Annotated in this window: 10 protein-coding genes; 4 read left to right on the top strand and 6 right to left on the bottom strand. The window is 35.5% G+C overall.

Going from position 1 to position 10,960, the window contains the following annotated elements:
* Positions 1 to 2: 2 nt before the first annotated feature.
* Both SB679_RS16785 and SB679_RS16790 read right to left on the bottom strand, forming a co-directional pair.
* Positions 3 to 674, bottom strand: a complete 672-nt coding sequence (locus tag SB679_RS16785; protein ID WP_410703431.1) for an HAD family hydrolase — start codon at positions 672 to 674, stop codon at positions 3 to 5.
* Positions 675 to 981: 307 nt separating this feature from the next.
* Positions 982 to 2,520 (bottom strand): SulP family inorganic anion transporter, encoded by a 1,539-nt coding sequence (locus tag SB679_RS16790; protein WP_410703432.1) that lies wholly within the window; start codon positions 2,518 to 2,520, stop codon positions 982 to 984.
* Positions 2,521 to 3,250: 730 nt separating this feature from the next.
* Between SB679_RS16790 and SB679_RS16795 the strand changes: the two genes are divergently transcribed.
* On the top strand, positions 3,251 to 3,610 hold the full coding sequence (locus tag SB679_RS16795) for a transposase (RefSeq protein ID WP_410703433.1): 360 nt from the start codon (positions 3,251 to 3,253) through the stop codon (positions 3,608 to 3,610).
* Between the two features lie 45 nt (positions 3,611 to 3,655).
* Positions 3,656 to 3,970, top strand: a complete 315-nt coding sequence (locus tag SB679_RS16800; RefSeq protein WP_410703434.1) for a helix-turn-helix domain-containing protein — start codon at positions 3,656 to 3,658, stop codon at positions 3,968 to 3,970.
* A gap of 674 nt (positions 3,971 to 4,644) precedes the next feature.
* Here the strand turns inward: SB679_RS16800 and SB679_RS16805 are convergent.
* The 3 genes from SB679_RS16805 to SB679_RS16815 form a co-directional block, all read right to left on the bottom strand.
* Complete coding sequence (locus SB679_RS16805) at positions 4,645 to 5,172, bottom strand: DUF6584 family protein (RefSeq protein ID WP_410703436.1); 528 nt, start codon at positions 5,170 to 5,172, stop codon at positions 4,645 to 4,647.
* Positions 5,173 to 5,614: 442 nt separating this feature from the next.
* Positions 5,615 to 6,268, bottom strand: a complete 654-nt coding sequence (locus SB679_RS16810; RefSeq protein WP_410703437.1) for a hypothetical protein — start codon at positions 6,266 to 6,268, stop codon at positions 5,615 to 5,617.
* Between the two features lie 153 nt (positions 6,269 to 6,421).
* Positions 6,422 to 7,939: a TROVE domain-containing protein gene (locus SB679_RS16815; protein WP_410703438.1), complete on the bottom strand. Its 1,518-nt coding sequence runs from the start codon at positions 7,937 to 7,939 to the stop codon at positions 6,422 to 6,424.
* Positions 7,940 to 8,098: 159 nt separating this feature from the next.
* On the opposite strand from SB679_RS16815, the gene SB679_RS16820 reads away from it, so the two are divergent.
* Both SB679_RS16820 and SB679_RS16825 read left to right on the top strand, forming a co-directional pair.
* Positions 8,099 to 8,983, top strand: a complete 885-nt coding sequence (locus tag SB679_RS16820; RefSeq protein WP_410703439.1) for a helix-turn-helix domain-containing protein — start codon at positions 8,099 to 8,101, stop codon at positions 8,981 to 8,983.
* 86 nt (positions 8,984 to 9,069) lie between these two features.
* Positions 9,070 to 9,516, top strand: coding sequence for a VOC family protein (locus SB679_RS16825; RefSeq protein ID WP_410703440.1), 447 nt, complete (start codon positions 9,070 to 9,072; stop codon positions 9,514 to 9,516).
* An 86-nt stretch (positions 9,517 to 9,602) separates the two neighbouring features.
* Here the strand turns inward: SB679_RS16825 and SB679_RS16830 are convergent, their stop codons facing one another.
* The gene (locus tag SB679_RS16830; protein ID WP_410703441.1) at positions 9,603 to 10,955 is read right to left on the bottom strand and encodes an SWIM zinc finger family protein; all 1,353 of its coding nucleotides are present in this window, start codon (positions 10,953 to 10,955) and stop codon (positions 9,603 to 9,605) included.
* Positions 10,956 to 10,960 lie beyond the last annotated feature (5 nt).

Here is a 10,960-nt window from a genome sequence, read left to right on the forward strand (position 1 = left end):
TGTTATTGGTATTTTAATAAGTGTGCACTGAATCCAAAATCTTTTGCCCCTTTATAATCTGCAATGGGATTATCTCCTACATGCAGAATCTGGTGCATCGGAAGATCCTGGTTTTTCATATTATTTCTTACCTCCTGAAATACAAGAGGATTGGGTTTGGAACAATTAATTTCATCAGAATAAATATGAAAATCAATATACTGGTCCAGGTTTTCTTCAATCAGAAATTTCTTCATTGTTCTTCCTTTGATAAATCCTGTATTACTTAGAATATTAATCGTTTTCCCCTGATTCTTTATTTCCTCAAAAAACTGGTGAATATTTTCAAAAATAATAACTGGTTTGTATTCTAAAAACAATTCTTCACTTTTTGTGTAAAACTGATTTAATTTTTCTTTATCTAACTGTTTTACATCTACATCCAATGAACCCAAGATTAATAAATACATCTCGAAGGTATCTATATTACCTCCAATAACTTCATTAATGGTATTGCACAAATCATCATAGTATTTTACGACTTTCGCAACCTCTTCAACAGGTTTGTCAATATCAAAAAACGAAGCAAACAGCCCAACTCTTTTTGCTTTAAATTCAGGGTGAGATTTTATTAAGGTGAGCCACAGATCAAAAGAAAAATGATAGTGGTTATGAATGTCAATATCTACTTTCAAAACGGTATAGGTTAAAAGTTTTAGCTCTTTCTTTAAAAAGAGTTTAGTTTTTTCATCATCAGTTCGTTGAATTTTACAATTCCTCCCAAAGATAAAATTTTTATCATTACGTCACAGGGTTCGGTCTTTGTTTTATGATATTTTATGATTTCACAGATAAAGACGGATCGCCTCCATTATTTCCTTTATTTCAATTGTGATTAATCATTCAGATCAAAATTAAGAGTATAGAGGAGTTGTGTTTTAACTGCAGATATTAATAAAGAAGAGAGATTATCAATTCTACTCAGATCAATTTTCTGAATTTCTATTTTTCAGGCATCACTTTATAAGTAGGATCTTCCTGAATATTCACTTCAATGACCGTTTCTGCATTTTTCAGGATGGTACGGCAATCTTCACTCAAATGGCGTAAACGAATAATTTTATTGTGTTGCTGATATCTTTTCGATAGCTTATCTAAAGCATCAACGGCACTCATATCTACAATCCGGCTTTCTTTGAAATCTACCAGTACTTCATCCGGATCATTGATGGGATCAAATTTATCCGAAAATGCCATCACAGATCCAAAAAATAAGGGACCATATATTTCGTAATGCTTGATTCCATTTTCATCAATATATTTTTTCGCTCGGATTCTCTTGGCATTATCCCAGGCAAAAACCAAAGCAGCAATAATAACTCCCACCAATACAGCCAATGCAAGATTATGCAGAACAATGGTGATCAAGGCTACTAAAACCCCAACAAAAATATCGGATTTTGGCATTTTTCCTACAATTCTAATGGATACCCATTGAAAAGTACTGATGGCAACCATCATCATTACCCCAACCAACGCAGCCATCGGAATTTTTTCTATAAAAGGGGCACCAAACAGGATAATTATCAGAATAGTGATTGATGCAATAACCCCTGATAAACGGGCTCTTGAACCTGCATTAAGATTGACAAGTGTTTGAGCCACCATGGCACATCCGCCCATTCCACCGAAAAAGCCGTTCGTCATATTGGCCACTCCCTGCGCAATAGATTCGCGGTTGGTATTTCCTTTAGAATTGGTAATTTCATCTACCATCGATAAAGTAAGAAGTGATTCTATGAGACCCACTCCTGCCATAATTAAGGCATAAGGGAAAATAATCTGTAATGTTTCCAGGGAAAAAGGAATTTTGGGAATATGAAAACTTGGCAAATTACCACTGATATGAGCAATATCGGCCACAGTTTTGGTATTGATATTAAAGCCTAAAACAATGGCAAAAACAATCAGAATAGCGGCTAACGAAGCAGGAATAACTTTCGTCATTCTAGGAAAAAAGTAGACAATCGCTGCTGTAAGCGCTGCGAGCCCGGCCATTATATATAAGGTAGTTCCCTGCATCCAGCTTACAGTTCCGCTGCTGTCTGTAATTTTAAACTGTTCGATCTGTGCCATAAATATAATCACGGCAAGCCCATTCAAAAAACCATACATAACGGGTTGTGGAATGAGCCGCACAAATTTCCCAAACTTAAAAACTCCTACAAGAAGCTGGAAAATCCCTGCAAGAATCACCGTGGCAAAAAGATATTCAATACCATGAGATTTTATCAGGGCTATGAGTACAACGATGGTCGCTCCTGCCCCACCGGAAACCATTCCCGGGCGGCCGCCTAAAACAGCGGTCACAATTCCCATCATAAAGGCTGCATATAATCCTGTTAACGGAGAAAGCCCAGCCAGGATAGCAAAGGAAAGAGATTCGGGAATCATTGTCATGGCTACTGTAAAGCCTGCAAGCATTTCATTTTTATAATTTATTTTTTTCGAAAGGTCGAATAAACTGATCGTATTTTTCATTGAAGCACAAAGGTAGGCACTTGTACGGTGGTACACAATTTTTTATTATCCATACTCTTTTGCTGTTTATATTGCTATTTATTAAACAAAAAACCATTGAAATAATTCACACATCCATATACTTATTACGTAAATATTTCTTTAATTTGCGTTTATAATGAAATTTTTAACCCATTTTGTGAATTAATTTCTGTTTTTTTTCTCTAAATTTGAAAACAAACAAGTCAATTATTTATTATTAATTAAATAGTTGTAAGTACAGTAACCTAATACACTCATCATTAGATTACTAATTAGAAATTACAAAATAAAATGGCATGAGAGAACTTTAATAGGTTATATGTTATTCATACTTGACAACCGAATAGGAAGTTTGAAAAATATGGGTTTTAGTAAACGAATTGGATGAAAATAGAGGGAAACCTTTATAAAATAACCTGAAATAAGGGCCATTGCAGACAAAGATCTGTACACCATCAATGATTGTATCACAAAACTGTTAATGAGCATGATGGTGTTATCATCACAATACTGGTCACTACTTAATCTACATCAAAATTTCTACTCACATCTTACTTTGGTAAGCACAGCTATTCCTGTCAGGAGATAATATATCTTCTATTTTTCTTTGGTGCAAAGTTTAATAAAAAACAGTATTCAACACATGTTATATAAAGATATATATATAGGACAATTAATTAAGGAGAGGGTTGATGAAAAAGAAATCCCTATGGAAAGAATCTGCAATTTTCTGAATAAAGATGAGAGATTCATTGAAAATGTATATACCAGCAAATCAATAGATACAGATCTTCTTTTGAGATGGAGCAAATTATTAGAGTATGATTTTTTCAGACCTTACAGCTCTCACCTCATCTTATATGCTCCACCCGCAGCAGTTAACAAAAATCAGCAGAAATCTGAAAAGGTCCCTTATTTTAGGAAAAATATTTATACTCAGGAGATTAAAGAATTCATTATGAAAAAGATTCATTCCGGTGAAATGACTCAGAATGATGTTATCAGAGAGTATTCCATTCCCAAAAGTACACTTCACCGATGGCTTCAGAAAAACAGTAATAACGGATAAACCTATTCTAACATGCGCCCCAATTACACTAAAATTTATGAGGATATGCTAAAACAGGACTATCCGGACAAATTAAAAGATCCTAAAATTTTAACACTTCTTAAAAAGCTTAATACCACTGAAGATATATTGAAGTTCAATGATAAATTGTTTGAGCAGTCGAGAGAGAGCCAGCAAAACAATCAGAAACTGAAAACGTACGATAAAAAAACAATGCTTAAACTTCTTCAGTATCAAAAAAAGCATGAATTTTCGACAAGCTACATGTCAAGGAAATATAAAATAAGCAGAACAACGCTTGCGAAATGGAAAAAAATGTTTGAAGAAGAAATCAATGAAACCGCCAATGCCGATACATAATGTACCGGCATTGGTTATCATAAGGTAAAAAGCAGGAAAAGAACGGGGCTTTGTCTTTGCCGGAGTCGAACCGGACAGCCTTGCCGGTATACCGACTGCGCTGTTCCTCCCCAATATGGTGACGATGGAACTTTTCCTTACGACACTTAATAAATTAAAAACAAGGCAATACGCTGAAAATGCAATATCGTGCTCTACCTGCTGAGCTACTCTTCCGATTGGTCTTGTGTTTTTTTGTGGAAGAGACGGGACTCGAACCCGCGACCGCGTCGTGATGAGCGAAGTAGCATTATTCTACGGCACTTGTTTGTTTTTTTAAAGAGGCGACCTCGAAGTATGACTCTATAACGACACCTGATTTTTATTTTTATGTGTTTTATTTAAAATCGAGCAACAGAGCGAAAGCGGCTTTTTCAACTTTGGATTCGAAGGAACTCTTTCTTACGGCATCGATAGGTTATAAGTAAGGTAAAAAATCAAACAGAGACTTGCTGGTGGAGTGTTAGTCATTTACACTATCTGCAACTTTGCAGAACAGGATTTGCACCTGTATCGCCACCCCTTAAACGAAGAAATTCTGTTTTACGACACTTACTTTTTTAGTTTTTATAGTTATTGTTTTTTCTTACAGCAAAATTATTGCTTTAGTACGCATTCTTTTTACGCAGTTGAAATTATTTTAATAATAATGATTTTAATAATTCAAAAAGTTTAAAAAATCCCAAAACAGGAATTAAAATAATAATTGCTCCTAAAAAATACATTCCAATTTTACTTGAAAGACTATCTTTTGACTCCTGATAAATTCCTTTTTCTCTTTGCTTTCTATTAAAATCAGGAATATATTTTGTCTTTTTGAAACTGTCAGATTCCAAATCCTCTAAAACTTTCTTTGAATAATCAGTCAGTTTATTTTTATCTCCCCTGAAAACAATATCTTTTAATATTGTACTTCCGGAATTGCTTAATGAGTTTCTGTAAATTTCAACAGCTTCTTTCATTTCTTGATTTTTCGGTTCAGACAAGATCCAAAATTTTCCTGCTTCATCTTTAAATCCTGAATTATAATAGATCTGTCCCAATTTTTCTCGTAAAGAAATATCATCAGGAAATTCGTTGATAAGATTTCTCAATCTGTCGGAGGCTTTTTTCTTCCTTCCTGCCTTCAGGTCTTGTTCAATTCTATAAAAAATATTTCCCATGGTTTACATTTAAATTTAAAAACCAAGTAACAGGTTATAAGAGTTTTGAATAGTATTAAAATTGGAAGTTTGACGATGAAACTCTTATGGTGACGACATTGGTTATTTAAAACCGAGCAACTCAGCGAAAAGACTCATATTCAATTAAAAGTCGAAGGATTTCTTTTCTTACGGCATCGGTTTATTTTTAGGTCATTGCGAGGAGCGAAGCGACGAAGCAATCTCTATTTTTTATGTTTGTTCGTTTTGCCTTGAAGCAAAAGAACCAAAAATTCAAGACTTGGAAACTCCGGCTAAAAATAAGTTATACTCTCTAAAAATTCTAAACTCGCGCAAATTAACTATTGTTGTTTGTTTTCAAAATTTCACTTGCGCTCAGACACTAGAATTTTCTTAACGTTCGCATATCTTATTTTCTTAACGCCTGCATTTCCTATGTCTCTTATTTTACTCCTGTCATTAATTCTGAAATTCTTTCTGAATCATCAATTTTCATTTTCTTTAGAATTTCTGAGATTTTAATTTTAAATTTTATTTGTTGTTGGTTTACTTTTTCGAATTCAATTCTCAAGTTAGACTCATCAATTTCAAAAATTGGCTTTATATCTAAAAATTCATTTAAATTCAAATCTGAATAATTTGAAAATTGGATCATTCCATTTTCTTTTTTATAGAAAACCCACGGATGACCGATCCATAACTGTGACCATCCTGATGAATTATTTTCAAAAATATATTGCCAATCTCTTAAATTTTCAAGATCACTACAACAAGTAGGTTCAATTAAAATTTCATTGTTTTCCATTAAAATAAGACCTCCATTAAATAATGCTAGAAAATCAGTTCCTTCTATCTCAGAATCTTCAAAAACTACTTTTAAAATAATTTTTAAATTTTCATCATCCACATTTTCAATATCCACAAAATAAGAACCTATTTTAATTGAATCCAAGTTCAGATTTAATGTTGCTATAGCTTTTTGCCATCTTTCATGCAGATCTTCAGAGTTTGATAAATCTGAAAGTTCCGGTATTTCATATTTTTCTTTCGAGTATCTGAAAGGGTCAATTTCAATAACATTAAAAAGTTGTATCATTTTATGCAGTTTTATATTCTTAGCCCCGATTGCAACGGCATCCTTTTTCTCAATGGCTTTGAAAAAAGCGTTGGCGAAAAAGATACAGTGGAAAGCGGGATTAAGCTTCTAAAAAATTAATGGTTATTAGTTTTTATTTAAAAGCAGTGCCTTTTACAGCACTACTTTTTCTATCATTTGTACCGCTGATTTCCGGTCTTCCAAGGCATTCAGTACATCGAAAATTTTGTCGGACCATCCTGCGATAAGGTATACATCATTTTTTCTGACATCCAGAGGTTGTCTTCCGTAACCCGCCAAGTCAAAAATATACAATTTTGCATTGGGACTGATACTTTTGTATCGGTTCCAGGATTTTTCAAATGAATGTGTATTTCCATTGCTGTTCCACATCTGCGTATCGGTAAAAAGCATTACTTTATCTACATTTTCTCTTCTGCTGATCAAATCTTCAATTACCAAATATCCGTTGGTAGAGTATCCTACTTCACCTTCGCGTTTGTAAAACTCGTTGACGTTTCTCAGGATGCTGTTTTTAGGCATCGAAACTCTTTTCCAACGGTCACCGAACATTCCGGTGATTACATTTTTGCACTGTGACTGAAGAATCATCGACATCAAGAGCCCAATATCATACAGCAAAATTTTACTTTTCGGAGAAACCGGTTGCTGCATCGAACCTGAAACATCTGCCGCAATCACCACTGAAGTCCCGAAACCGAAACTTTTGATATTGTAAGCACTTACCAATACAGCTTCTTCCAATGTTTCCAACACTGTGGAAAGATAGGGTGAATCGATTGTTTTCAATTCTCTGTACGCTGCCAAAAATCTGAATGGTAATTGTTTTGAGTTTCTTACCGCTTTTTCATCTGCAAGATAATGACAGACTTTAGACATCGCATCCGGAGAAACGCCTGCTTCCAGTATATTTCTCAGGTTTCTAAGCGTTGCCATATAACCAAGCTTGTTGCTGAAGATCAATTCTTCCCATTTGTTTTTGAAAGCTGATTTTCTTTCTGCTTCAGTGGCAAACCGAGTCTGTCCCAAAACGGAAAGCTCTACTTCCCATGTATAGGGCGTTTGCAATGAATCACTCACAATTTTATTGAAAATGACCTGCTGATTTTCATCTTTTGCTTTCGGGTGAACCAAAAACAAGGCATCTTTCAAGGTTACTTCAGCTTTTCTGTTGTATTTTGCAAACTGGTATTCATCAAATTTGTTGAAAGATTTTACCAGACCTTTCTGAATCTGCTTTGAAAGTCTGTTCAGTTTTTTCACCTCCGTTCTTTCGTTGGCCAATTGGTAATAGGCCAGCAATTCTGTAATTTCATCAGCTCTTTGGATCACTCCGTCCACAGTTCTGCTTACCAGATCGGTACCGGAGGTTTGTCTTGCCAATTCGGTAGTCAATACCAATGGAATGGAACGCAGGTACATTTCTTTTCTTGCGTACACTGCTAATTTTGCCACGAATTCAGGATCATTCTTCATAATCAGAGATTGAATTCTGTTCAGTCTTTCATTCCCTTTTTCATACGTAGTATTGGATAATCCTGTTGTAACAACAGCAGTATATAGTTCTTCTGCAGGTGTCATGATATATGCTTTTGCACCTTCGTAGTTCATTACTACATTTTTCTCTTTTCTTAAAAAATTAAATTTCATGAGTTACTGTTTTTTATTGTTAAACATATAAGGATTATCGTTTCCTCTCTGATTTCTGATGCAAAGTAAAACCACAATTACGCAGTCTTTTTGCGCAGTTTCATTTTTCCTGAAAAATTTTCATTTTTTTATTGTTTACTTTTGTAATGGATTAATTGTATGAAAACCGAAAAGCATTTTTCCATTAAAAATTTCATGGCATCTTACTATCCTTCTGATCTTTCGAAGAAGGGTGATGAAATCGTGTTTTTATCTCTGGATGAAAACCATACTTTTCCGGAAGAACGTGTTCAAATCCATTTTTATATGATTATTGCAGGGCTCAAAGGAAGATGCAAGATCAAAGCAGGTTCTCATGAATTTTTAATAAAAGCTAACAGCATTTCTATCATTCCGGCCGCTACGTGGATAAGTATGGAAAAAACCCCGGAAGCATTTCAAGCACAGGCTATTTTATTTGATCAGGATTTTCTTAAAAAAGGGCTGGCCAATCATGAAATCCTTAATGATCTTCTGTTTATCAATCCCCACTACCCGCCTACATTTCCTTTGAAGCGCAAACAGGTGGCGGATTTTGTTTACCAATTCGGTAAGATTGCTGAGGAAGTCAGCAGACAGGCACCTTTCGGAATGGAAATGATTCGTTTATACCTCCTGCAGATTTTATATGAATACAACCCGATTTGTGAAATATGTCTTCTTAACTCAGATACAACCATCAACAGGAAATTTCAGATCATGCACCGCTTCCGAAAATTGGTGGATGAACAGTTTAAAACGCATAAAATGGTTGCCGACTATGCACAACAGATGCACATCAGCCCGAAATACCTCAGCGAATGTGTGGTTGAACATTTAGGCTATTCTGCGTTAAAGGTTATCCAAAACAGGATTCTTCAGGAAGCTGAAATTTCGCTAAGCTATACAGACAGAAGTATTAAAGAAATCTCCAATGAATTAAACTTCGGAAGTCCTGCCCATTTTGCACGGTTCATTCAGTTACATACAGGAAAAACTCCGACAGACTTTAGGAAAAAACAGTAAAATAGGCTGTATAAACCGTAATCCGTCTATTCTATCTCTTGAAGGGCTGGTCTATCTTTGTCGTATTAATTTCAAATAACAACATCATGATCAAAGGATTATATGAAACCCATATTCAGGTAAGCAATTTAAACAGTGCCATTCAATTTTATACGGAAGTGTTGGGATTAAAGCTAGCCCACCTTGATACAACCAGACCTATCGCATTTTTATGGATTGGGGAAGGTAAAGATTATATGTTGGGATTGTGGGAGCAAAAGGAGAATCTACAGCCGAGACATTTTGCTTTTTCAAGTGATCTTCAGGATATTTTAGATTATTCTGCCGAATATCTAAAAAACAGGAATTTAAAACCTTACAACTTTTTAAAGGACGGAATGGACAAACCTATGGTTTTTGCATGGATGCCGGCTTTAGCCATTTATTTTAATGATCCGGATGGAAATCAACTGGAATTTATTTCTATTCTGGAAGGAGAATCACAACCTAATCTGGGTGTCATTTCTTATGAGGAATGGCTGAATCATAATTAATTCACTCAATTCTATCTTTTATTTTTAATTTAAATTTATAGGACCAACCTGATAACAGATTGGTCCTTTTTCTAAATAGTAAAGTATCATTTACTTTCTAAGTTCATCATTTTCTTCACGGCTAAGACATGCTTGCACGGACCGCGTTCTCCCTGGTATTTGCTATACCATTCGCAGGTACATCTTTCTTTTTCATGGTCCAGGATTACCGTATGATGTACACCAGTGCCTTCTACTCTGGCTTCTGTTCTGTCATACTGATCATGTAAAATGACTACTTTTCCTTCTTCAATCAGCTTTTCTGCATTTTTCATTCTTGGATTCAATCCGGAAATCCGGTCAGGTTTGAAAGGCAGCCTGCGGTAGAAAAATTCTCTATCGTCAAGGTCATATCCTAATAATCCCATAGCAGCAAGTCTCCCTGTAAGACTTTCAGGATTTGTAATGCTCATTTTTTCTTCCAGCACCAAAGCGGCTGTATTAAAAGATTGATTGGCATAGGCGTATTGGTTCAATGCTTCGGTCCATTCATCAGAAACATCATCAATGAGGCTGTCCAGTACTGCTCCTTCTCCTGAAAACCCACGCCAGTTTTCTCTGGATAACGAAAAACTGAAACGGACATTTCCCATATACAGCTGCCAGGTTGTCGACTGCATATTAGGGTGAGGAAATACTTTCATTTCATCAATATAAGGAAGTAAGGGCTCCAACAGGCGCAAACGGTTTAATCCCCCGATGCAAACGGCATCATTTGATTTTACAGGAGAAAACATGGGTTTATTTCCTCTTATAATAAGGTAATAATCTGTTTTTACGGGTCCTTTGGGTATTCCTCTGAACAGCTGCTGGGTCTGGATTTTATTGAATGTGTGTCGCTTTTCTGATTCTGAAAGATACACTTGAACGTTACCCAATCCTTTGATCCATTTTACAGGCAATGGTACTTTTCTTTCGATTGTTTTATGATCTTCCTGGTACAGTCCTACTTCCTTTTCACCCACGGAAAGCATTATTTTCTCATTCTGACGAATGCTTCCCAGCGCCGTAATCATCGGCTGATTGAAATCTACGTTGGTTGTTCCGTTGTCAAGAAATTCCCCGTCCAATGCATCCGGAAGAATGTCTACCCGGGCATAAACGCCTGCACAGTGAGAAAATCCTTCAAAACGCAATCTTTCATTCCCCGCAGTGACAATCGGATCTTTAAGAAGCGACATCTGAAACGGTGACAAGTTAAAACTGGATTTAACGATATTGGAAAGCGTAATCAAGCATCGGGCCACGATAAAAGGCTGCCCCACATTTCCCCAGAAGAAACAAGGTGCATCTGTATTTTTTTGGATTTCGCTGTACTTGGATAAAAAAAGTTCCTCTGAAGAATTTTTTTTAGTCAAAGACGAAGGTTTTGAATAGGTATAAATGAGTGTATCTTCCATGGTAA

Source organism: Chryseobacterium sp. SIMBA_029, assembly GCF_046535275.1.
In the GTDB taxonomy this organism is placed as follows: domain Bacteria; phylum Bacteroidota; class Bacteroidia; order Flavobacteriales; family Weeksellaceae; genus Chryseobacterium.

Bases quoted from the DNA above. Each gene is read 5' to 3' on its own strand.
- SB679_RS16790 (WP_410703432.1), bottom strand. From the start codon at position 2,520: ATGAAAAATACGATCAGTTTATTCGACCTTTCGAAAAAAATAAATTAT.
- SB679_RS16795 (WP_410703433.1), top strand. From the start codon at position 3,251: ATGGAAAGAATCTGCAATTTTCTGAATAAAGATGAGAGATTCATTGAA.
- SB679_RS16800 (WP_410703434.1), top strand. From the start codon at position 3,656: ATGCTAAAACAGGACTATCCGGACAAATTAAAAGATCCTAAAATTTTA.
- SB679_RS16805 (WP_410703436.1), bottom strand. From the start codon at position 5,172: ATGGGAAATATTTTTTATAGAATTGAACAAGACCTGAAGGCAGGAAGG.
- SB679_RS16810 (WP_410703437.1), bottom strand. From the start codon at position 6,268: ATGATACAACTTTTTAATGTTATTGAAATTGACCCTTTCAGATACTCG.
- SB679_RS16815 (WP_410703438.1), bottom strand. From the start codon at position 7,939: ATGAAATTTAATTTTTTAAGAAAAGAGAAAAATGTAGTAATGAACTAC.
- SB679_RS16820 (WP_410703439.1), top strand. From the start codon at position 8,099: ATGAAAACCGAAAAGCATTTTTCCATTAAAAATTTCATGGCATCTTAC.
- SB679_RS16825 (WP_410703440.1), top strand. From the start codon at position 9,070: ATGATCAAAGGATTATATGAAACCCATATTCAGGTAAGCAATTTAAAC.
- SB679_RS16830 (WP_410703441.1), bottom strand. From the start codon at position 10,955: ATGGAAGATACACTCATTTATACCTATTCAAAACCTTCGTCTTTGACT.